This is a genomic window from Marinomonas sp. ef1 (assembly GCF_002806845.1).
Classification (GTDB): domain Bacteria; phylum Pseudomonadota; class Gammaproteobacteria; order Pseudomonadales; family Marinomonadaceae; genus Marinomonas; species Marinomonas polaris.
The window spans coordinates 80,497-104,691 of record NZ_NHTT01000014.1; the positions used below are offsets into that span (position 1 = coordinate 80,497).

Below are 24,195 nucleotides of genomic sequence, written 5' to 3' on the forward strand. Positions count from 1 at the left end.
GGCTAAATAATAATTATATAGAGTGAGAACAACCATGTTACGCAAAAAAATCACAGACAACTATTCCGTATCTGAGCAGATTAGCTTAGACGATGTGGACGCTTTAGCAAAATCAGGTGTCACGCTTATCATTTGTAATCGACCAGATGGTGAAGAAGAAGGACAACTACCTTTTGCCGGTGTTGCCGCTTATGCAGAAGAAAAAAATATCAAAGCAGAGCACATTCCGTTTGCTGGTGGACAAATGACGGCTTCGGACATAACCGCTTTTCAAGCTGCAATACAAAATGCTGAAAATGTTCACGCTTATTGCCGAACGGGGAATCGCTCCAGCCAAATTTGGCAAGCAGCTCAAGAAGCTTCTACTACCGAAACACCTATCGCACAAGACAACAAAGCACCATCTAAAGAAGACAATAAAACAACTGCTCAATACGATGTTGTGGTTGTCGGTGCAGGCTCGGCCGGTATTTCTACCGCCGCCAGTTTATTAAAACGCAAACCTGGCTTGAAAATTTGTTTGATTGATCCAGCCGAAAGTCATTTTTATCAGCCCGGTTGGACGCTTGTCGGCGGCGGTGTGTTTAAAGCTCCAAATACGCGCCGCAACATGTCTGATGTTATTCCAGCGCATACAAAATGGCTGAAAGAAGCGGTAAAAACTTTCTTGCCGGATGAGAACCAAGTCGTACTCGAAAACGGCCAGAAAATCGCTTATCAATACCTAGTCGTAGCGGCTGGTATCAAGCTTAATTGGGATGCTATTGAAGGCTTATCAGACACTTTAGGTCGCAACGGTGTGACCTCAAATTATCGTTACGACTTAGCACCTTATACATGGGAATTGGTGAAAAATTTAAACGGTGGCAAAGCGGTATTCACCCAACCGCCAATGCCGATCAAATGCGCCGGCGCGCCACAAAAAGCCATGTATCTATCTTGTGACCATTGGTTGAAGAACGACAAACAAAAAGACATTAACGTATCTTTTTACAACGCAGGTGCTGTGTTATTTGGCGTGCCTGAATATGTTCCTGCTTTGGAAAGTTATATTCAAAAATACCAAGTTAATACTCACTTCACTCACAACCTAGTCAAAGTGGACGGTCCAAATAAACGCGCCTATTTTGCCACCACAAACAAAGATGGCGAGAAAAGCATCGTAGAGACCGAGTTCGATATGTTGCATGTTTGCCCACCACAAACTGCACCAGACTTCATTCGTAATAGTCCATTAGTTGATGCAGCTGGCTGGGTCGATGTGGATAAAGAAACCTTGCAACATACCTCGTTCAAAAACATCTGGTCATTAGGTGATGTCAGCAACACGCCAAACGCTAAAACCATGGCGGCGGCTCGTAAGCAAGCGCCGGTCGTGGCACAAAATATTGCTGATGCTATCGACGGAAATACGATAAGAGCCATCTACGACGGTTACGGCTCCTGCCCGCTTACCGTTGAACGCGGCAAGATTGTCTTGGCGGAATTTGGTTACGGCGGAAAGCTGCTACCAACCTTCCCGACATGGCTGAACGATGGTACCAAACCCACCTATCTCGCTTGGGTGCTGAAAGAAGACTTACTGCCTCCTTTCTACTGGCACGGCATGCTGAAAGGCTATGAATGGTTTGTTAAACCAACAATGCGTAAGTAACGAGAGCTTCATGATGACCATTGAACGTTTCATTCCCGCCCTGTCTTGGCTAAAGACCTATAACCGTGGGCAATTTAGCCAAGACGCCACCGCGGCGTTTATCGTCACCATGTTGCTGATTCCTCAGTCACTGGCTTACGCCATGTTGGCTGGGGTACCACCAGAAGTAGGCTTATATTCCAGTATCTTGCCTTTGGTTTTGTACGCTTTATTTGGCACCAGCACATCACTGTCGGTTGGCCCGGTTGCCGTGGCGTCACTGATGACAGCGACGTCACTCGCGGTCATTGCAGAACAAGGCACTGCCAGTTACCTTACTGGCGCGATTACTCTCGCTCTATTGTCTGGCGCCATGTTGGTAATCATGGGCGTAATGAAGCTTGGCATGGTTACTAACCTGCTTTCTCACTCAGTGATTTCGGGGTTTATTTCTGCGTCTGGGATCATTATTGCACTCAGTCAGTTAAAGCACATTCTGGGCATCCAAGCCCATGGCGATAATGTCGTTACGCAATTACTTTCTATGCTGGAAAACATCGGTCAATTTAAACCTATGACCTTTGTGATTGGCGTTTCTGTGATCGCATTTTTGCTGCTGGCTCGTCGTCACGCGAAACGTTTTTTAATCATGCTAAAAGTTCCTGAAGCATCAGCCACATCGTTGGCGAAAACCGCTCCGATTCTTGGCGTACTTTCTAGCCTTGCGATTGTCTATCTCTATGATCTGCAATCTCATGGCGTAGCAATCACAGGACACATTCCAGCAGGATTGCCGAGTTTAACATTCACTCTGCCATCGCTGGAATTAATCAAAGAGCTCGCTTTGCCTGCGTTGATGATTTCGATTATTGGCTATGTGGAATCTATCTCGGTTGGTAAAACTTTAGGCGCTAAAAGACGCGAAAAAGTCAAACCCAACCAAGAACTCATAGGGTTAGGCGCAGCAAACATTGCGTCTGGCGTGTCTGGTGGTTTTCCAGTGACAGGTGGATTCTCGCGTTCCGTGGTGAACTTTGACGCCGGCGCAGTGACTCAGCTTGCCAGCATCATGACGGCTCTTGGCATTATGATCGCGTCTTTGTTATTAACGCCTATGCTGTACTTTTTGCCCAAAGCCACACTAGCGGCGACCATCATTGTGGCGGTCACAACCCTGATCGATTTTTCTATCTTGAAAAAAACATGGCAGTTTTCCCGCAGTGATTTCTATGCAGTGCTCGCGACTATTGTGATTACTTTATTGTTGGGTGTGGAAGTTGGCGTGGCTTCTGGCGTGGCATTGTCCATTGCCTTGCATTTGTATCGTACGTCCAAACCACACGTGGCCGAAGTTGGCTTAATCAAGGGTTCAGAGCACTTTCGTAATGTAAAACGCTATGAGGTGGAAACCTCACCTCAGCTGCTTTGTTTACGACCAGATGAAAGCCTGTTCTTTGCCAATGCAACGTTTTTGGAAGATCACATCATCGACACCATTAGCCAGCGCAAAGAAATTAACCATGTGGTGATTCAATGCAGCGCAGTGAATGAAATTGATTTCAGCGCCTTAGAAATGCTCGAAGCCCTGAACCTGCAACTAAAAAGCTTGAACATTAAACTCTCGCTTTCAGAGGTAAAAGGCCCAGTGATGGATCATTTGGAGTGCAGCGGATTCTTGCAACACCTCAATGGCAAAGTGTATTTATCACAATTCCAAGCGTTTAAAGATATTACCCAAGCTAAAATTTAAGCGAATAAATTTGAGGTCGCCGGGTGAATTGGAGACCTCAAATTTGCCTTTCAGTTTCTATGTATTATTTTGCTGCAACCGTAAACTGCTGTTGCTCCCCAAGCCCATCTATTCCTAGTTTCATTGTCTGCCCAGGCTTCAAATAAACGGCATTAGGCTTAATCCCCATTCCCACACCAGGCGGAGTACCGGTTGAAATAATGTCACCTGGTTGCAAACTCATGCAGCGGCTCAAATAGGCAATAATTTCTGGGATCTTAAAAATCAAAGTGTTGGTATTTCCGTTTTGATAACGATGTCCATCAACTTCCAACCATAAGCCTAATTCATGAGGATTTGGCACCTCATCTCTCGTCACTAACCATGGGCCAATTGGGCCGAACGTATCAAAACCTTTACCCTTGTCCCAAGTACCGCCACGTTCAATTTGCCACTCACGTTCAGAGACGTCATTGATAACGCAGTACCCTGCAACATAATCCATTGCGTCCGACTCTGATATATAACGCCCTGCTTTACCGATAACAACACCCAGCTCGACTTCCCAATCTGTTTTCGTTGAGCCAATCGGTATTTCAACATCATCATTTGGGCCCGATATTGCACTTGTCCATTTGTTGAAAATGATTGGCTCTTCTGGAACTGGCATATTGGCCTCTGCAGCATGATCCGCATAGTTCAAGCCAATACAAATAAACTTTCCAACATGGTTCACACATGAACCAATACGTGGATTACCAGCCACTTTAGGAAGGGTATTCAAATCCAGCTTTCTCAAATTAGTTATCGCCTCATCACTTAAAGCGCTACCAGAAATATCATCAATATAGCCAGATAGATCGCGAATTTGGCCCTGATCATCAAGTACACCTGGTTTCTCAGACCCTTTAATACCATATCGTAATAATTTCAATGTTATCTCCTACCATTTCGAATACTGTTTTCAGCGAGTACAAACACTAAATACTCATACCACCATCAATAATTTGCACCGTTCCAGTTGTATAACTAGACTGATCGGAACCTAGATATAGGGCTAATTTGGCAATTTCATCAGGATGCCCTATGCGCCCCATTGGCTGTCGATCAATAAATTGATTAAAGACGGCCTCCTCAGTTAGCCCTTGTTGTAGAGCTTGTTCAGAGATTCGTTGACGCAAAGATGGAGAATCGACCGTACCTGGGCATATAGCATTGCAGCGAATGCCTTTACCAATAAAATCAGATGCTATGGATTTTGTTAGCCCTATCACTGCCGCCTTACTTGCTGTATACGCAAAGCGATTAGGTACACCTTTAATACTAGATGCCACTGATGCCATATTGATGATTGAGCCTCCACCCTGTTCAATCATTCCAGGTAAGAAAGCACGAATCATTCGGTACATCGCCGTAACATTAAGATCAAACGATTTACTCCACGCCATCTCATCGCACGCCAGAATATCCCCAGCATGTACATAGCCAGCGCAGTTAAAAAGGACGTCTATATTACCGACTTGATCTAGCAGATTGACAATTCCAGCCTCAGAAGTCACATCAAGATAAAGCGCTTTTAATCCTGCTATTGCTTGCAGATTACGAATATCAATATCCGTACCAAAAACGTCCGCTCCCGCATCCAAAAATGCTTTTGCACTGGACAGGCCAATTCCTTGACCTGCAGCTGTTATAAGTACTTTCTTACCCTTCATTGGAATATCTCCTTATTATTTTTGATGCTTATTCTTCAATAGGGTTTTTAGTATTTACACCGTTTACTAAGCGTTCAATATTGAGCGGATTGCTATTTTTTAACGCATCAGGAAGGAGTGAGTTTGGATAGTTTTGAAAACAAACTGGGCGTAAGAACCGGTCGATAGACAAGGTCCCCACCGATGTACCACGAGAATCTGAAGTGGCTGGAAATGGTCCGCCATGTACCATAGCATCACACACTTCAACGCCTGTTGGATAACCATTAATAAGTACTCGACCTGCTTTTTCTTCGAGCAATGAAAGTAATTCTTGAGACTCAGCTAGCTCTTCGGATTCACCAATTAAAGTGGCTGTCAGTTGACCATGCATCGCCGAAATACAGGCTTGTAACTCTTCCATGTCATTCACTTCGACAATAACGGTAGCAGGACCGAATACTTCTTCTTGTAGTAGCTCACTGCCACTCAGCAATAAACTGGAATCAGCCTGAAATAAATAAGCAGTGGCTTTGTTTTCAACACTCTCTGCACTGGCTAAGATTTTAATTGATGGATGATTTTGTAAAGCGTCACACCCTTTTTGATAGCTATTCAAAGTGCCGCTATTTAGCATTGTCTTACTTGGTTTGAGTGATATTTCTGAAGAGAGTTGCTTAACAAAAGCGCTAAAATTGGCAGATCGAATACCAATTACCATACCTGGATTAGTACAGAATTGCCCAACACCCAAAACCACAGAATCGGCTAGTTGCACTGCAATCAATTCACCTCTATTTTCTAAAGCTTGAGGCAATAAAATAACAGGGTTGATACTACTCATCTCAGCGAAAACAGGAATTGGGTGAGGTCTAGTTGCCGCCATATCACATATAGCCTTACCACCAGCCAAAGACCCCGTAAAACCTACCGCTTTAATAGCCGGATGATTAACTAATGCTTTACCAACACCCGATCCAAATATCATGCTGAATACACCATCAGGCATAGACGTTTGTTCGGCTGCTCTGAGGATAGCAAGCGCCACTTTTTCAGCCGTCCCCATATGCCCACTATGGGCTTTGAATACTACTGGACAACCGGCTGCAAGAGCTGAAGCAGTATCGCCACCAGCCGTTGAGAAGGCTAATGGAAAATTACTGGCGCCAAATACAGCGATAGGACCAAGACCAACACGACATTGACGTATATCAGCGCGAGGTAAAGGGCGTCTATCTGGCATTGCGGTATCTATTCTGGCATCGTAAAAGTCGCCACGGGTCAATAAATCAGCGAATAACCTCATTTGATTACTCGTACGGCCGCATTCACCTTTTATACGGGCTTCATCCAAGGCGGTTTCTTGCTGAACCAAATCAACAAAGTCTTTTCCTAGAATGTCTAATTCATCAGCAATCTTGTTTAAAAACTCTGCACGACGAGTTGCGGATAGCTTGCTATAAAGCGGAAAGGCCGATGAAGCGATTTTACAGGCGGAATCAACTTCATCCATCGTTGCTTGATAAAATGAAGGAGCCAACTCAAGTCCAGTTGTGGCATCCCAACTCTTTAAAACAACATCCCCTCTTGCACTACGAGTATTTCCAATAAAATTGTAACCGTTGTAATCAGACATAAATTTCCCATACCGTTTTTGTTATTCACGGTAATTTAGGTCTGATATCGATCACTTACCAATGGTTTTTACTGATCAACTGATAACTAAACAATATCAATTGGTTGTTTTTCAGCCGCCAATATTTGTTGAGCATTATGCTGAAGAATATTGGCAAACTCTAATGCAGGACCGACTAACGCTTCATTTTTCCTTGTTAAGATACCGTAATATTGGGGCACTAAATCCAACGGTGTTTTAAGCACAGTTAAAACACCACTTTCTACATGAGGCTTAACCATAACGGTTGGTAGCATACCAATCATTGGACCTCGCTGAAGCAATTCAAGAAAAGTCTGCACAGATATCGTCACCACAATATCTTGCGGTAATGCTACCCCTGCTTTAGCGAAAGATTCTTCCATACGGTCTCTAATCGGTGTCCCCTTAGGGTATAGCAACCAAGGCCATTCAAAGAGCTTTTCAAGTGAAACCGTCTCCTCTCCGCTAAGAGGATGGCTTGAATTGGCGACTAAGCAAAATTTTTCAGGAGCTAAGGGAGTAAAGTCGAAATTTTGTTGCTGTCCTTGCTCTGAAAAGCGACCTATTGCTAAATCCAACGTCTTTTCTTCCAACATTTTCATCAAGTTCCCACTTGTTTGTTCAACCACTTCAACATTCAACAAAGGGGAACGTTTCTTTATTTCCATAATCGCTTCAGGAAGGACCGCTGAGGTAGCGGCAAAAATCCCCCCTACTTTTAAGTAACCATGTCCACCTTTATGCAAGCTAGTAATTTGCTCAACAAAACCATTAGCATCATTTAAGGTCATATGTGCATATCGAATAACATGCTCCCCTAGAGTAGTCGGCACCATACTTCGCGGCAGTCGATCAAACACTTCAAAACCAAGCAACCCCTCAATTTCTTTGAGCATCTTGCTCACTGCTGGCTGGCTCAAATTCATTTGCTGTGCAGTCAAGTGCATATTTTTTGTACGCCCAAGTGAATCTAATAAATAAAGATGCCTAAATTTTATCCAATTACAAAACGTTGAAAATGAAAAATGTGACATAACCCTTCCTTCAATCAATAACCACCAGTTATCAAATATTAACTATATGTCATTGGATTTTATCGATTCCCCATCTTAATGTACATTCCAACAAGAATAAGGAAATACCAATTATGTCGATCAAACTTACAACAAAGAACACCCTACCAGTCGATGCGAACCAAGCGACTCTTATTGGCCGCGTTTGGTCTCCAGGCAATCCTTCAGGCCCATCACTCGTTGTCATTCGCGAAAACAATGTTTTTGATATATCGACACACTTTGCAACACTAAGTGAATTCCTAGAAAACGATCATCCTGTAGAACAACTTAAAGACGTCGAAGGAACATTCCTATGCAGTCTAGAGGATCTACTGGACAACACCCATGATTCAGCCAACACTGATCAAGCCTATCTACTCGCTCCAGCCGATCTTCAAGTTATTAAAGCCGCAGGCGTCACATTTGCCTCAAGCATGATTGAACGAGTAATCGAAGAACAAGCGGGAGGTAATCCTTCAAAAGCGAAAGCCATCCGAGTTTTAGTAGAAGGCGTTATTGGCGATAACCTAAGTTCCGTTGAGCCTGGCTCTGAAAAAGCTACACAGTTGAAAGAACTGTTAATAGAAAAAGGCATGTGGTCACAATATCTAGAAGTCGGTATTGGCCCAGATGCGGAAATTTTCACAAAAGCCCCCGTTTTATCGGCTATCGGAAGCGGAAAATCCATTGGTATTCATCCGAAATCTGAGTGGAACAATCCTGAGCCTGAAATTGTTCTAGCCGTAAACAGCAAAGGTAAGATACAAGGCGCAACCCTAGGAAACGATGTAAATTTACGTGATTTCGAAGGTCGTAGCGCACTGCTACTTAGCAAAGCAAAAGACAACAACGCCTCTTGTGCCATTGGCCCTTTCATTCGTTTATTTGACGATAACTTCACCTTAGAGGATGTGCATACTTGCGAAGTTACTCTTCAAGTAAAAGGCACCGACGGTTACACCCTAGAAGGGCTGTCTTCCATGATAAAAATAAGTCGTAGCCCAGTAGATCTTGTTCAGCAGACTATTAACGAAAATCACCAATATCCTGATGGCTTTTTCTTATTTCTAGGGACGCTATTCTCACCTACTCAAGATCGTGATCATATTGGCGGCGGTTTTACGCATAAGCTAGGCGACACAGTCATCATTAGCAGCCCAAAACTTGGCACGCTATACAACACCGTCACTTACAGCAGCGATGCAAAGCCATGGGAGTTTGGTATCAACTCACTCATCAATAACTTAACTCACCGCGGTTTATTAAAAGCTAAAAATAACTTTGTCAGTAAATAACGAGTTGAATCATCAACGAATATTTGATGATGGGAATAGCGCCGCATAATTAAAAAACACAGAGATATTCACATGCAAAATAATAATAAGTTTCGCTTACGCAGTCAGCAATGGTTTGATGATCCAAGCCACGCCGATATGACAGCGCTTTATGTAGAGCGCTACATGAACCAAGGCCTGACTCGTGAAGAGCTTCAATCAGGTCGACCTATTATCGGCATAGCTCAGACAGGAAGTGATTTAACACCTTGTAATCGCCATCACGTACAACTAGCACAACGAATTAAAGAAGGTATTCGTGATGCAGGCGGTATACCAATGGAATTTCCAGTCCACCCAATTGCCGAGCAAAGTCGTCGCCCAACAGCGGCACTGGATCGTAATTTAGCGTACTTAGGATTAGTCGAAATACTCCACGGCTATCCTTTAGATGGCGTAGTACTAACCACAGGTTGCGACAAAACGACCCCTGCTTGTCTCATGGCTGCAGCCACAACCGACTTACCTGCGATTGTTTTATCTGGTGGACCTATGTTGGATGGACACCATAAAGGTGAGCTAATCGGTTCTGGCACCGTTATCTGGAGTTCTCGTAAATTATTAGCAACAGGGAAGATTGACTACGAAGGCTTTATGGAGATGACAACCGCTGCATCCCCATCCATTGGCCATTGCAATACCATGGGCACAGCGTTATCAATGAATGCTCTGGCTGAAGCCTTAGGCATGTCATTACCTGGGTGCGCTAGTATACCGGCACCGTACAGAGAACGCGGACAAATGGCCTACGCAACGGGCAAGCGTATTTGTGAACTGGTACTTAATGATATTCGCCCTTCACAGATCATGACTAAAGAATCATTTCATAATGCTATTGTGGTTGCTTCCGCACTTGGCGCATCCACAAATTGCCCTCCTCACCTAATCGCCATTGCACGTCACATGGGCATAGATTTATCACTTAATGACTGGCAGGAAGTCGGTGAAAATGTGCCTCTAATAGTCAATTGCATGCCTGCTGGTAAACATCTTGGTGAAGGGTTTCATCGCGCTGGAGGCGTACCTGCGGTTCTGCATGAGCTTCAAAAATCTGGTTACCTTCATGAACAATGTGAAACAGTAAGCGGCAAAACCATCGGGGAAATTGCAACTGCCAACCCCACTAATAACGCTGATGTTATTTATGAATGCGCAGCGCCACTAAAACATCGAGCGGGTTTTATCGTTCTAAGTGGTAACTTTTTTGATAGCGCCATAATGAAAATGTCTGTGGTTGGTGACGCATTCAAGAAAACCTATTTATCTGAACCTGGTGCAGAAAACTCATTTGAAGCTCGCGCGATCGTGTTTGAAGGGCCGGAAGATTATCATGCTCGAATAGAAGACCCCGAACTCAACATAGATGAAAAATGTATTTTGGTTATTCGTGGTGCTGGCACAGTTGGTTATCCTGGCAGTGCCGAAGTCGTCAATATGGATCCACCGTCAGAATTAATGAAAAAAGGGATTTCATCATTGCCATGCCTTGGCGATGGTCGTCAAAGTGGCACATCAGCAAGCCCATCTATTCTCAATATGTCCCCTGAAGCCGCTGTTGGCGGTGGTATTGCGCTACTTCGTACCAACGACAAGCTTCTGGTCAACCTCAATGATCGTTCAATTAATCTTTTAATTGATGATGAGGAAATGGCCAAACGCCGTGAAGAATGGACGCCAAACATCCCGGCATCTCAAACACCTTGGCAAGAATTGTATCGTCAACTTGTTGGCCAACTTTCAACCGGTGGCTGCCTAGAACCCGCAACCTTACATTTAAAAGTGATATCTAAAGACAATCCACCTAGACACTCACATTAGAATATTTCTCTCTAATGTAATTAAAATAATAACGGTGAAAAAAATGAACAATATAATCAATAAATTCGAACGATTCATTGAGTATATGATGGCTTTAGCTTTAGCAGTAATGTTCTCTGCAGTTTTTATAAATGTTGTTTTACGATATTTATTTGGCTCGGGCATTGCAGCTTCAGAAGAGCTATCGAGACTTTTGTTTGTATGGCTTATCTTTATGGGAGCAACTCTTGCTGTTGGTCGAAATTCTCATATTGGTTTTGATCTTATACAAAGAAAACTTCCTAAAAATTTACGATTAATATGCGCAATAATCAGTCATTCTCTTATGCTATATGCCTTGTATTTATTTCTAGAAGGCAGTTGGAAACAATACAACATCGGTTGGAATATAAATTCAACTGTTATGCAATATCCTTTAGCATTTATGTACTCCACTGGCCTTTTCGCATCAATTGGCATGGGGTTCTATATTATAAGAAATCTCATACTAATTATTCTAAAAAGTGAAAATTCTCATATTCCAGGAAATACCGAAATATCTCCAGAACAACTCAAGGAGAATAACTAATGGCATTAGGGATTTTTTTATTCAGCCTAGCTGGATTTATGTTTCTGGGTATGCCAATAGCATTTGCTTTGGTATTAACTGGCATAACATTAATGTGGCATCTAGATTTTTTCGATGCTCAATTAGTCGCACAAAACCTTATCAATGGTGCCGATAGCTTCCCCCTGATGGCAGTACCGTTTTTCATCCTTGCAGGGGAAGTAATGAATGCAGGGGGGATATCCAAACGTATCATTAACCTTGCAATTAGTTGCGTAGGCCATAGACGCGGAGGATTAGGATACGTAGCTATCATTGCAGCCGTGATACTGGCAAGCTTATCTGGCTCAGCGATTGCAGACACAGCAGCACTAGCAACGCTCCTTCTCCCAATGATGCGCAATAATGGCTACCCAATAGGTCGCTCTGCAGGACTCATTGCTGCAGGCGGGATTATTGCGCCGATTATTCCTCCAAGCATGCCATTTATCATTTTTGGCGTAACGGCGAATCAATCTATCAGCAAGCTATTTATGGCTGGCATTGTACCTGGAATCATCATGGGACTAGGTTTGGTCTTAGCTTGGAAATGGAGCATGAAAACGGTCGATGTGGAACCTCAACCTCGCCAAAGTATAAAAACCAGACTAAGAGTAGCAAAAGATGGATTCTTTGCATTGCTTATGCCGGTAATTATTATCGGTGGATTACGAGGAGGACTTTTCACGCCAACCGAAGCCGCCGTCATTGCTGCTGGATATGCAATGATAATTAGTCTTCTAGTTTACCGTGAATTGAAAATATCAGACCTTATCCCTCTATTCATTCAAGCAGCCTATACAACAAGTATTGTTATGTTTCTTTGCGCAGCGGCGATTGTCTCTTCATATATGGTGACATTAGCAGATCTTCCTTCTGAATTAATAAGTATTCTAGAGCCTATTATGGACAGCCCTAGAACATTAATGGCGACAATCGTGATCGTCATGTTATTAATCGGGATGGTTATGGATCTAACACCAACTATATTGATATTAGCACCTGTAACCATACCTTTAATTATTAAAGCAGGTATAGATCCTATTTATTTTGGCGTTATGTTTATTATGGTTGGCTGTGTAGGGCTAATTACACCTCCAGTTGGCACCGTTTTAAGCGTTGTTTCTAGCGTAGCAAAAGAGCCATTAGAAAAAATAACAAGAGGAATACTACCCTTCTTATTTGCGTATATGGCAATAATAGTATTATTCGTAATATTTCCAGAAATTATAACCGTACCAGCAAAACTGCTCTATTAAACCTAAAAAGGAAAATTAAATGAAAAAAATAACAATATCAAAAAAAGCATTCAAATCTATTTTAGCGATTACTATCGGAACCACTCTTACAATTGGTTCAATTAGTGCCAGCGCACAAGATGTGAACTCTCGAATCATTAGATTTGGATATGGATTAAATCAAGATAGTAAACAGGGTAGAGCAGTACAAACATTTACAGAGGAAGTAAACCGCCTTTCTGATGGAAAATTCAAAGTGAAATCTTTTGCAAACGCCTTGTTGGGAAATGAAATTCAAATGCAAAATGCGCTAATTGGCGGAGCGCAAGAAATGATGATCACGTCAACATCATCATTAATTGGCATAGACAAAAGTTTTGCGATTTGGGATTTACCATTCATGTTTAAAGATGGTCCAGAAGCAGACAAAGTTCTAGATGGAAAATTTGGACAAGCCATGCTTGATGGCTTAGAAAAACATGGAGTTGTTGGCCTTGTTTACTGGGAGAATGGGTTTCGTGATTTAACCAACTCAAAACGACCTATAAAAACCATGGATGATCTAAATAGTGTGAAACTAAGGGTTATGCAAAACCCTATGTATTTAGAGCTCTTCAACCAAATGGGAGCCAACGCAATCCCTATGGCCTTTTCAGAGCTATTTACAGCATTAGAAACTGGCGCTGTAGACGGACAAGAAAACCCATATAGCACTATCCAATCTAGTAAATTTTATGAAGTTCAAAAGTACCTTAGCCAGACACATCACGTCTATAGCCCATGGGTTATGTTAATCAGTAAGCCTTTCTGGGATAAGCTTAGTAATGATGAAAAAACAATCATTAAAAAAGCGGCCGTTATATCCAGAGAAGCAGAAAGAAAAGATAGTAGAGAGCAAGCTGAAAAATCTCTGGCTTTCTTAAAAACAAAAATGGAAGTAAACAGTATTGCACCTGAAGAAATGGATAAGATGAAAGCTTCAGCAAAAATAGTTATTGACGCCCAAGCGAAAGAACTAGGACAAGATCTACTTGATCAATTCTTTGCAGCGATCAAAGAAGCAAAAAGTAAATAATAAACTAGCACAAAAAAATCCAATGGCTGCAACGCCATTGGATTTTTTATGAGTGCAATAAACCGCTAAATTAGCGTTTTATGTAGATTACAGTTGCGTGTAACGATGAAGGGCTTTGTAATCACCATCGTCTTGTAAGCAATAAAACTCTGTTTCCTTTGCGCCCAAAATTTGGCAACTAAAGTCGACACTCTCTTGTTGTTCCCACTCACTATCACAGCTGCTGCGGAATCGGGTGTTAGAGTCAGTTTCTGTGATAGAACCCAAAGCATGAGACCATTTGAAGTTACTTTCAAATACATTACAGCCGTTAGAATCGTCTCTGTCTACAAACGTACCGGTCCCATCTTCATTAAAGGTTTCACTGCCGATATCGATCCAGTTACACTCTTCGTCTAAGTATTCAACTTTAAATGCATTCACCAAATCTTGACGACGTTTTATGGTTATTTTTGATACATCATTCATCGACATAGACCAAGCGCTTTTATAGCCATTATTATCAAGATCTTCACGAACTTTTAGTATAAAAGGCACCGTAGTAAGAGCAGTAGAGACGGTAAACAAATCGGTACAGTCTTTACCCATACTAGCGTTTAGTGCCCCCATATTCATGATCAGATCGCCCAGCTTAGTACTGTCCATATTAAAAGCTACAACGCCGTTTGGCTTCACTTCTTCGGTCGCTAATTGTTCAGCAACTTGCTTACTTTTTTCGCCTGTATAAGCAACCAAATGCTTGCCCTTAATTGCCACGAAAGCATCCATTGGCAGACCGCTGTCGGCTAGATTTATAGCAGAACCATCGGTTGGAATTTGTACACCATTTAAGATGGGTAGGAATTTACTAGCAAGTGCAGACAGCACTTCTGGCTTTTCAGCAGTGATGGTCGCAATGGCATCGTATTGAGCGCCTAACTGACTGTTTTCATCTTTTGTCAAATCAAAAACGCCCAAGCTAACACCAGATAAGCCTTGTGCCATGCTAGTAAATACCGACAGCACCGCTGGGTTGTTTTCCCGTAACTTCACTTGTAAATTTTGCAACTGAGCGCAATTAAAATCCGCTTTGGTAAATTGATTCCACAAGCTCGTTAAGACCGGAGAGATAGCGTCCGCAGACAAACCGACACCAAGACCAAGAGTTAGGTCTTTACTAGTATTTAAGTAGCTTGGAATGAAGCCGCGAAGTTTACTCAGTTCGCCTAACACATTGGCATTTTGGATTTCTAGGGCATAGGAGAAGTCAAACGCCATGTTGTCGTCTTTTACATCATAACGATTCAAACCAAAGACAAAACGCGGCACACCAGAAACAATATTGACAATATCAGTACGACACTGCATTTGAGCTTCAGTTAAATCAGGCAGCTCGTCTCCCATCAAGGCTTTCAACTGCTGGTGCGCACGAGCGTCTTTGTCCAGCATAGCATTAGCAATGTTCAGCAAACTTACATAACCATGGGAATAATCCATGAAGTTATATGCCTTGCTGTCGTTTTTCCAGCTATCTGCTGGCATAGAAATAGAAGGCTTAGTTAAAGCAAAACGCTGAGCTTGAGCGGCTGAATCATCTTTTTGCGATAATACTGAGATAGTAAGAACACTATCCTTGATCATAAAACCAAGCGTCAGTACTAGATCATCATTTTTCGCCAGCTCAATAGTCGTTAAGGTTTGGTCTGCAATAGTTTTTGATCCCAAGGTCAAATCACTTTCTTGAGCCGCTTCTTCAACAAGACTCAGAAACGCCTGTTCGTCTTGCAATACAACACGCATAACGGGGAAAATCCCGTCTAAATACATAACACTCGCGCCTTCCATATCAAAGCCGTAGTGGTTATACATTGCTATGCCACCCTTGGGTGCCACTTCGTAATAATCTTTGATAAACCAGCGTATAAAATCCAAGCCTTCACTTTCAGGAAAAGACTTAAGCATCTCTAAAATAGCTTCACCATCGCCGCTATCTTTCAGTTGAGCCATCATCTGATCAGAGCTAGTAACAATATCTTTATTTGTCACACCACCAACAAAAAGAGCCGTATCAGCAGGAACATATTCGATCATCTTGTCGATATTGCTACTCTTTTGGAACCAACCCAAAATGTCGAAACTAAAGCCGAATGCGGCAGCAGAAGATAAACAAGCCATAACAGCGGCAGCTTTAAAGAATTTTCCCTTCATTACGGATCCTTCAGAATGAGTACTCATTACAAGTTACTTAAAGTGGGGGTTAAAATTTTGTGTCAAAAACGACAAGATTTTAGCGTTAAACGCCAAAAAGAGCCATCGCGTCAACTATGACTCATACCTTATATTGAAAAGAATGTTGAAAACAAAATAGCGACGTGAACTTACCCTACTCGGCATTCCAAAATAGAAGTCTTTCTTGAGCCTGCAGATCTCTTAGTTGGATCATAAAAAGTTTCCACAACTTTGAATCCGGCTTTTCTCATCATGCCTGCAGAAGCTAAGTTTTCTTCATGCCGCTCAATTAATACAACAGTAGCTCGCTTTTCTTTGGACTTTTCTATACAGCACTCAAGCAATTTCGTAGCAATACCTTGACCAGAATATGCACTAGAAACAACTACATCACCAATAAAACAAAGCTCATTAAGGGCCGAATACTTGGTCAAATAATCGGGACTGACTGCCCCATCAATCAAAACAGCAAAGCCTATAATTTGGTTGCTGCCAGCGCCAAGGGAATCAACCGCAACCATAGCAACCGCCGTGCCGTGCTCAATCAGAGAGAACTCAGCATCAACACCTTCTTCAGTTAAATAATTCCATTCATTTGGACCATGATTCCAAAGTAACGCTTTCACATCGGCAAGTTCTTCTAAAGCAGCCTGTCGAAGCGTAATCATGCTAAAACTCCTCCAAACCATTTAATTGGCGAATAATATCCAAAAAAAGATCTCGACCAACAAATATCAAACCATCAGGAAAGTCGTAATCTGGATTGTGTAATTGCGGGCTAGCTTGTCCTGCACCCAAAGCAAACATTGCACCCTCTTTTGCTGTAGCGGTGAACTGACCGAAATCTTCTGACCAACGCATTGGCTCATCCAGTAAGACCAAAGGCGTTTTCGTGGTTTCACAGGCACGAACCACTAAATCGCAACCTTGTTGAGAATTTACGCTGGCCTGAAACACATCATCGTATTCAAATGAAATACTTAGATTTTCACTCTTTGCTACTGCTTGAGAGAAGCGCTCGGCCTGCTCTATCAGAGTTTGCATACCTTCATTGCTTTCACTGCGCAAAGTTACCATAACCACCGCATCACCTGGCGCCGTCCCAAAGGCAATTTCACCTAATTTGGCGTGGATAACCGTTACCCAGTTTCGCCCTGCGCCTGCTTGTTGTGGAATGCTTGCTGGCAGCGAATTTAGCTCTTGGATAATTTGGCACATGGCATTGGCAGGGCTAATACCATTTTCAGGATGCGCCGCATGTGAGGTTTTGCCTTTTAGATGGATAATCATGCCTCTAGAAGCACAATTAAAAGTACCTGCTCGCACAGCTACTTTACCCAGTTCTAATCCAGGGTAATTATGTAGGGCAAAAGCATAGTCTGGAGTAAGAGCGGTAAAACGCGCATCGTTTACGACTTGAATCGCTCCCATTCCGGTTTCTTCTGCTGGCTGAAAGCACAGCACAACACGCCCCTTCTGCGGACGATGCTTCGACAATTCCGCACCCAACGCGGTCACGATACTCATGTGCCCATCATGACCACACTTATGAGAAACGCCTTTCACTTGTGAACGATGAGCAAAACTATTGGTTTCTTGGATCGGCAAAGCATCCAATTCGCTACGAATCAAAGTCGTTGGGCCACTGTCAGCACCATTAAATACAAACGCCAGACCCGTTCCGCCAAGATCGGTAACAACCTCATCCGGCGAGAAAGCTTGAAATTCGTTGAAAATTCGAACCGCTGTAGCCTGTTCTTGATTAGACAGCTCTGGATTCTGATGAAGGGTTTTACGTAACGCAATTAATTCGTCTAGAGATTGCATGATTGGGCCTGTAGTTTGGAACAGATTTAGTGACAGTCTCAGCTAAAACAGATCACCAATCAAGCATCCCATAAAACTCATTAACGAAAGCATTTATTCCCTTACGCATGAACTCCCACATATTAAGCCTTCATAGTAAAAACAACGTCTCCTAAATCATAAACCATAATTAAAAAAGTTCTTTCAATAGCGAATATCCTTACTTTATTAATAAATGTTAATGAAAGTCATTTGCATCAAAGATCGTTAATTTGTGATAATCATTCTCATAAAGGATTGTTTTTTAGTTCGGAGTAACTTAATGAATCAACGAGAGAAATCATGAAAAAAACGGCTTACCCTGTTCCCTTATCTTTAATCGCTCTATCCATTATGGCAGCAAATCCTGTCTTTTCCGCAGATACATTAGAAGTAGAACACCAGTTAGACACTGTCACAATTGAAGCAGATGCTCTATCAGAAAGTGCACCAAAGGTGGGTAGCTCAGTTTCTAGTATTGATTATAAAGATATCGAAAAAACACTAGTCCGTAATCTAGATGATTTAGTCCGCTACGAACCTGGTGTCGATGCCAGCCAAGATTCTCGTTTTGGTATCAGCAGCATCAATATTCGAGGACTTGATGGCGATCGCGTAAAAATCAGTATCGATGGCGTAACACAAGCCGATGCATACGGCCCTACAACCACGTATTTAAGAACTGGACGAAATACCGTTGATCTGGATTCATTAGAGTCTGTCGAAATAATTAAGGGCGGTGATGTTGTAGAAGGCAGTGGTGCCCTTGGTGGCGTTGTAAAGTATAGAACAAAAGAGCCTAGTAGCTTTTTATCCGCAGAAGGCAATGACACTTCAGGCTCGTTAAAAGCCGGATACAAAAGTGCATCGGATGAATTCAATCAAACACTCACCATTGCAAATCGCACCGGCAAGGTTGAATCCTTGCTTGTATACACAAACCGAGATGGTCATGAAAATGAGAACCATCAAGGTGACGCAGGATCGGATCAGACAGTCGGAGTCAAACGAGCTTCAGTAGACCCTTCTGACACTGGATCAGACAACGTACTCGCCAAAGTACAGGTGCAAATAAACGACAATAACCGTATTGGTGTTGTGGGCGAATACTTCCACAGCACGTCAGAGTCCGACTTATTTTCAGAAAGCTCAGCAACAGATCAACAAAGTTCTGACGACAAAAGTGTCCGCCGCCGTATTGGCTTCTTCCATGAAAACACACAAACCAACACCTTATATGATCGCCTAAAATGGCAGGTCGATTATCAAGATACCAAAACCACCAATAAAACACATCGGAGCAATAACAACCGCCTAGTTGATCGCTTTTATGATGAGGAAAGTACCAGTTTAAAAGCCGATTTAGTGAAACAAATTGACGCTCATCAAATCCGCTATGGTTTAAATTACGATAAAAAGTCTTTGGAAAATCTAAACAAAGACACAGTATCAGGTACAACCACAGCATCTCGTTTTTCTCCTGTAGCTGATGCCAACATCTTTGGCGTGTACATAGAGGACAGCTGGGCTGCAACAGATCGACTGACTCTAGTCCCTGCCATCCGCTACGACAATTATAAGTACACAACAACAGGCGACGAATACATAGAGTCATGGGGAAATAATGAAAACGAAGCACTCACAGCACAACTGGCTGCCGAATTTGCTCTAACGGAAACCTACACGATTTTCGGCAAAACAGGCTCAGGTTTTAGAGCGCCAAACTTAGACGAACTCTACTACTACTTCGCAAACTCAGCTTCTTATGGTTCTTACCAAATAACACCAAATCCAGATTTGGAACCAGAAGAAAGTCTCTTCATCGAAGCAGGTTTTCGTGCTCAAAATACATATGGATCGGCAGAGTTTGTCGCTTTCTACAACGATTATAAAAACTTCATTGAGCAAGTATCTTTAGGCTCTTCAGCGGCTTTTAGCCTTGGCCAATATACCAATCAAAACCTTAACCATGTAGTGATTAAAGGCGTTGAGATCAAAGGTAATTTAGACCTATCTAAAAGCATCGATGCTCTTAATGACGGCTGGGTATTAAATGGAGCCATAGCTTATGCAGAAGGAGATAACCTTGAAAACGGTGAACCGCTCGACAGCATTTCACCGCTTAGTGCGGTTGTCGGTCTTGGCTACGATGCCCCATCAGAGCAATGGGGTGGAAAGCTCAACCTAACTTGGGCGTCTGGTAAGAAAAAAGAAGACATATCCACCAGCAAACAATGGCTTGCCACATCGGATTACAACCTTGTTGACCTAACAGCCTATTACAAACCGACGCAAAACCTCACTTTTAACGCCGGTCTTTTTAACCTAACCGACGAAAAATACATGAATTGGAATGACATTCGTAACCTAACCAATACCAGCACTAACTTGAATAGATACACCCGTGCAGGTCGTAATTTTGGCATAGATGCAACCTTGTCATTCTAAGACACACTCAAAGTATTTATTAACGTGAACTAAGTACTCATTAACATCAACGAAATACTTACTAGCACCAATGAAATAAACAAGGGAAAGCGTTTCTCCCTTGTTTATTCACGGAGAATTCATATGTCAGTCAACAACGAAGCACCTAAAGTTAAAACAGCAAATACCACCAATCATCTTGCTTACTCGCGATACCTAGAAGTTGTTTCATCAAGCCAAGCGCCACGAGCTCGGGAACTGGCCAAACAATTGAACATCAGCGAAGGTGAATTAGTTGCTTGCCGACAAGGAATAGAAACATGGGCAATAAAGCCGCCATTTCAAGATCTATTGGCGCTGCTAGAAGGCGTAGGTGAAGTGATGACCATCACTCGCAATGATGAAGCCGTACACGAAACCACAGGGACATATCATAAGTTTAGCTTTATGGAAAAAAGCAACATGGGTCTCGTTCTATCGGACGAAATTGATTTACGTCTCTTCATTGGCCAATGGCACAGCGCATTCCATGTCGTCGAAAATGGCCGCCATAGTATCCAGTTTTTCAACGTTCATGGCTTAGCACTTCATAAAATCTATCGCACAGACAATACTCTGTCCGAAAAATGGGATGCTCTCATAACTGAATTTCGTGACGCTTCCCCAGTTACCCCAACTTATTTACCGTTAGAAGAGGAGCAAGAACCTATCAGCGAGCTACCAGCTAATTTTGACCAAGTTCGTTTCGCTATAGAATGGTCAGAGCTAAAAGATGTTCATGAATATCATGGCATGCTCAAAAGGCACGGCCTTTCTCGTACTCAAGCTTTGTCCCAAATTGGTGATCAATGGGCGACAAAACTAGAACAAGACAGTGTAAAAAACGCTATAACCTTTGCTGAAGAAGAAAACTGCAACATCATGGTGTTTGTTGGTAACAAAGGCTGCATCCAAATTTTCAGCGGCGAAGTACATCGCCTTATGCAACAAGGCCCTTGGTTCAATGTATTAGACCCAGGCTTTAACTTGCACCTAAGAGAAGATTTGATCGCAGAAACTTGGGCTATTAAACGACCAAGTAGCGACGGCATTATTACTTCTATTGAAGCATTCAACGCCAAAGGCGACTCCATTTTAACGCTATTTGGCAAACGCAAACCGGGCAACCCTGAACTACCGCTATGGCAAAACATAGTAGATAAGGTGATTAATCTAAGCGCTAAACAGGAGACGACGTCATGAGCCGAAAGCTGCTTATTTTCGTTACCTTGATGGTGTTGGGATCACTTAGCAGTACTTTCAGTTTTGCTCAGCGCGTTGTCAGCATAGGCGGAACAGTCACAGAAATCGTCTATTTACTTGGTGCTGACAAGCAACTCGTTGCCAGCGATACCAGTAGCATCTACCCCGATAAAGCGAACCAAATGCCCAAAGTTGGCTACCAGCGCACTCTGTCGGCAGAAGGCGTACTGAGCGTTCATCCAGAACTCTTACTCATCACGCCAGCAGCAGGACCTGCTAAAGTATTACAGCAGCTAAAAGATACTGGTGTGAAAATCGTTACTATTGATTCGCCGGATACCAAACAGGGTATTTTTGATAAAGTTTCACAAGTCGCTCATGCATTAGATCAAGAAATCGCTGGCAAGCAGGCTATTGATAGCATTAGGCAAGCCTTTGATGAATTAGCTATTCCTGAATCTTGGAAAAAACGTCCTCCTCGTTTGCTGTTTGTCTTACAAATGGGTGGTGCTCCTATGGTAGCAGGACAAGGAACGGCTCCCGATGCGCTGTTTCATCTAGCTGGGGCGATCAATGCCGTAAATACCATAAACGGCTATAAAGCACTTACTCCTGAAGCCATTCTACTCGCTCAACCTGATGCCATTGTTGTCGCTCAACAGGGGCTTACACGAGCAGGCGAGCAAGCCATTTGGTCTTTACCTGGAATGGCTTCGACACCAGCGGCAAAAGCCCAACGCTTAATATCCTTAGATGCTTTATTAGCATTAGGGCTAGGTCCAAGAACACCGCAGGCGATTCAGTTCATACATCAACAACTTGAAGACTGGGCACCATGAAACGCGCCTTTTATTCGCAAATCCCTTATCCAGCCCTAATCCTAGCGTTGTTTATTGTGGGGATATTTGCGTTAACGCAAGGAGCCTATTCGATTTCATGGCGAGACCTTTTTCTGTCTTCCATGAATGACATAGACCGGCAAATACTGATGACGGTTCGCTTACCTAGGTTACTCATGGCTGCTCTGGTCGGCGCCGCACTTGCTGTTTCTGGTGCGTTAATGCAAGCATTATTTCGTAACCCATTGGCAGATCCCGGCTTATTAGGCGTCTCATCTGGCGCTTCCGTTTTTGTCGGCATTCTGATTGTTCTCAATCCTTTAGCAGATAACTTACCACTGTGGGCACAATCTTATATGCAAAGCGCAGCAGCGTTTTTGGGCGCAGTACTAACCTGCTGGTTGATTTTTCAATTATCCAAACACAAGGGCCAAGTATCTGTGCTGCATTTACTCCTTGCTGGTATCGCTATCAATGCCTTATCTGGGTCAGCAACGGGATTACTTACTTACGTAAGTAATGATGAGCAGCTAAGAGCCTTAACTTTTTGGGCAATGGGAAATTTAGGCGGTGCTAGATGGGAACAAGTTGCTGTTATTGCGAGCATTTTATTACCAATGCTTTGTTATGTTTGGCGTCAATCTAAAAACTTAAATCTGTTATTACTTGGCGAAGAAGAAGCCCGTTATTTAGGACTAGATGTCGAGAGCTTCAAAATAAAGCTCATCGCCATTGTGGCGTTATGTGTCGGCGTGACCGTTGCCTTTACAGGTCTTATTGGCTTTATTGGACTAATGGTCCCTCATCTCATTCGTATGCTCTTTGGTGCCGATAACCGCATTGTCGTTCCCTGCTCTGCCTTATTAGGTGCCAGCTTACTAACAGGAGCAGATACCTTGGCTCGACTTTTAGTCATTCCAGCTGAACTGCCTGTTGGTTTGGTCACCAGCTTACTGGGTGGGCCATTTTTCTTATGGCTACTTTTAAAAAATATACGAGAAACCAGCTAATGCTTAATATCAGCCAACTCACACTTATTCGATCTGGGAAAAACTTGTTAGAAAATGTTTCTCTTAGCATTAAGCCTGGACAACTTACTATTATTCTTGGGCCAAACGGCGCGGGAAAATCGACGTTATTAAAATGCTGCTCAGGCGCTCTTCAAGCAGATACAGGACACATCACACTAGATAAAAAACTGTTGTCGAATTGGTCGCTGGCAGACCTCGCCAAAAAGCGCGCCGTATTGACTCAGCAAATACATCTGCCTTTCGCATTAACCGTTAAAGAAGTGGTTTCTCTTGGACTCGCGCCATGGGCATTGTCTGATTACGAAGCTTCGAGGTTAATTCATGACACTTTAGTAGAAGTTGGCATGCCAGACACAGAAACTCGTCAATACGCCAGCTTATCCGGAGGAGAACAGCAACGTATCCAACTCGCAAAAGTCTTAGTTCAGCTCTTCGCAGACAAGCCCTCACGAACAAGAAAACAATCCCAAGAAGGCAAATACTTACTATTAGACGAACCCATTTCAGCACTCGACTTGCATCAGCAGCAACGAGTCTTAAGGCTACTTAAAAACCTTGCCCAAAAAGGGTTGGGGATTTTCTGCGTCCTACACGACATCAACCTAGCGGCACTCTATGGCGACAAACTCGTCCTATTAGAAAAAGGCAAAGTCATCTTCAACAGTGAGCCCAAAAGACTCGCCCAAGGCAACACTATAGAAACCGCTTATCAGGCGGACCTCATCCGCTTATCACACCCAGACACCCAACTGCCGCAGTGGCAATTTAAACAATAACCAACCCC

19 protein-coding genes are annotated in these 24,195 nt (G+C 42.9%); 12 read left to right on the plus strand and 7 right to left on the minus strand.

Features of this window, described 5'->3' with window-relative positions; translation table 11 throughout:
• Positions 1-34: 34 nt before the first annotated feature.
• Together CCS02_RS17900 and CCS02_RS17905 are read left to right on the plus strand one after the other, a co-directional pair.
• Positions 35-1,654, plus strand: coding sequence for a bifunctional protein tyrosine phosphatase family protein/NAD(P)/FAD-dependent oxidoreductase (locus CCS02_RS17900; protein ID WP_100637337.1), 1,620 nt, complete (start codon positions 35-37; stop codon positions 1,652-1,654).
• 10 nt (positions 1,655-1,664) lie between these two features.
• Positions 1,665-3,383 (plus strand): SulP family inorganic anion transporter, encoded by a 1,719-nt coding sequence (locus CCS02_RS17905; RefSeq protein ID WP_332870749.1) that lies wholly within the window; start codon positions 1,665-1,667, stop codon positions 3,381-3,383.
• A gap of 64 nt (positions 3,384-3,447) precedes the next feature.
• Here CCS02_RS17905 and CCS02_RS17910 read toward each other — a convergent pair whose 3' ends face one another.
• From CCS02_RS17910 to CCS02_RS17925, 4 genes are all read right to left on the minus strand, one after another.
• A complete protein-coding gene (locus CCS02_RS17910; protein ID WP_100637338.1) occupies positions 3,448-4,296 on the minus strand; it encodes an ureidoglycolate lyase in 849 nt (282 codons plus the stop codon).
• A gap of 46 nt (positions 4,297-4,342) precedes the next feature.
• Positions 4,343-5,077: an SDR family oxidoreductase gene (locus CCS02_RS17915; RefSeq protein ID WP_198515418.1), complete on the minus strand. Its 735-nt coding sequence runs from the start codon at positions 5,075-5,077 to the stop codon at positions 4,343-4,345.
• Positions 5,078-5,105: 28 nt separating this feature from the next.
• The gene (locus tag CCS02_RS17920; RefSeq protein ID WP_100637340.1) at positions 5,106-6,692 is read right to left on the minus strand and encodes an aldehyde dehydrogenase (NADP(+)); all 1,587 of its coding nucleotides are present in this window, start codon (positions 6,690-6,692) and stop codon (positions 5,106-5,108) included.
• An 86-nt stretch (positions 6,693-6,778) separates the two neighbouring features.
• The gene (locus tag CCS02_RS17925; protein ID WP_072840415.1) at positions 6,779-7,747 is read right to left on the minus strand and encodes a LysR family transcriptional regulator; all 969 of its coding nucleotides are present in this window, start codon (positions 7,745-7,747) and stop codon (positions 6,779-6,781) included.
• A gap of 113 nt (positions 7,748-7,860) precedes the next feature.
• Here CCS02_RS17925 and CCS02_RS17930 point away from each other — a divergent pair, with 113 nt between their 5' ends.
• The 5 genes from CCS02_RS17930 (at position 7,861) to CCS02_RS17950 (ending at position 13,819) form a co-directional block, all read left to right on the plus strand.
• Positions 7,861-9,063: a fumarylacetoacetate hydrolase family protein gene (locus tag CCS02_RS17930; protein ID WP_100187954.1), complete on the plus strand. Its 1,203-nt coding sequence runs from the start codon at positions 7,861-7,863 to the stop codon at positions 9,061-9,063.
• A gap of 72 nt (positions 9,064-9,135) precedes the next feature.
• On the plus strand, positions 9,136-10,920 hold the full coding sequence (locus tag CCS02_RS17935) for an IlvD/Edd family dehydratase (RefSeq protein WP_100187955.1): 1,785 nt from the start codon (positions 9,136-9,138) through the stop codon (positions 10,918-10,920).
• Between the two features lie 43 nt (positions 10,921-10,963).
• A complete protein-coding gene (locus CCS02_RS17940) occupies positions 10,964-11,488 on the plus strand; it encodes a TRAP transporter small permease (RefSeq protein WP_100187956.1) in 525 nt (174 codons plus the stop codon).
• Positions 11,488-12,765 carry a TRAP transporter large permease subunit gene (locus CCS02_RS17945; protein WP_100187957.1) on the plus strand — a complete coding sequence of 426 codons (1,278 nt, stop codon included), beginning with the start codon at positions 11,488-11,490 and terminating at the stop codon, positions 12,763-12,765. The genes CCS02_RS17940 and CCS02_RS17945 overlap by 1 nt, the downstream gene beginning before the upstream one ends.
• 19 nt (positions 12,766-12,784) lie before the next feature.
• Complete coding sequence (locus tag CCS02_RS17950) at positions 12,785-13,819, plus strand: TRAP transporter substrate-binding protein (RefSeq protein WP_100637341.1); 1,035 nt, start codon at positions 12,785-12,787, stop codon at positions 13,817-13,819.
• A gap of 87 nt (positions 13,820-13,906) precedes the next feature.
• Here the strand turns inward: CCS02_RS17950 and CCS02_RS17955 are convergent, their stop codons facing one another.
• The 3 genes from CCS02_RS17955 to CCS02_RS17965 form a co-directional block, all read right to left on the minus strand.
• A complete protein-coding gene (locus tag CCS02_RS17955) occupies positions 13,907-16,033 on the minus strand; it encodes a hypothetical protein (RefSeq protein ID WP_232728911.1) in 2,127 nt (708 codons plus the stop codon).
• A 143-nt stretch (positions 16,034-16,176) separates the two neighbouring features.
• Positions 16,177-16,695, minus strand: coding sequence for a GNAT family N-acetyltransferase (locus CCS02_RS17960; RefSeq protein WP_072840422.1), 519 nt, complete (start codon positions 16,693-16,695; stop codon positions 16,177-16,179).
• Between the two features lies 1 nt (position 16,696).
• Positions 16,697-17,854, minus strand: a complete 1,158-nt coding sequence (locus CCS02_RS17965; RefSeq protein ID WP_100637343.1) for an amidohydrolase — start codon at positions 17,852-17,854, stop codon at positions 16,697-16,699.
• A 321-nt stretch (positions 17,855-18,175) separates the two neighbouring features.
• Between CCS02_RS17965 and CCS02_RS17970 the strand changes: the two genes are divergently transcribed.
• The 5 genes from CCS02_RS17970 to CCS02_RS17990 all read left to right on the plus strand — a co-directional run bounded on the left by CCS02_RS17970 (position 18,176) and on the right by CCS02_RS17990 (position 24,187).
• On the plus strand, positions 18,176-20,320 hold the full coding sequence (locus CCS02_RS17970; protein ID WP_100637344.1) for a TonB-dependent hemoglobin/transferrin/lactoferrin family receptor: 2,145 nt from the start codon (positions 18,176-18,178) through the stop codon (positions 20,318-20,320).
• 123 nt (positions 20,321-20,443) lie between these two features.
• Complete coding sequence (locus CCS02_RS17975; RefSeq protein WP_100637345.1) at positions 20,444-21,541, plus strand: hemin-degrading factor; 1,098 nt, start codon at positions 20,444-20,446, stop codon at positions 21,539-21,541.
• Positions 21,538-22,380, plus strand: coding sequence for a heme/hemin ABC transporter substrate-binding protein (locus CCS02_RS17980; protein ID WP_100637346.1), 843 nt, complete (start codon positions 21,538-21,540; stop codon positions 22,378-22,380). Before CCS02_RS17975 ends, CCS02_RS17980 begins: the two co-directional genes overlap by 4 nt.
• A complete protein-coding gene (locus CCS02_RS17985; RefSeq protein WP_100637347.1) occupies positions 22,377-23,390 on the plus strand; it encodes a FecCD family ABC transporter permease in 1,014 nt (337 codons plus the stop codon). Before CCS02_RS17980 ends, CCS02_RS17985 begins: the two co-directional genes overlap by 4 nt.
• Positions 23,390-24,187, plus strand: coding sequence for a heme ABC transporter ATP-binding protein (locus CCS02_RS17990; protein ID WP_157808012.1), 798 nt, complete (start codon positions 23,390-23,392; stop codon positions 24,185-24,187). The genes CCS02_RS17985 and CCS02_RS17990 overlap by 1 nt, the downstream gene beginning before the upstream one ends.
• Positions 24,188-24,195: the final 8 nt, after the last annotated feature.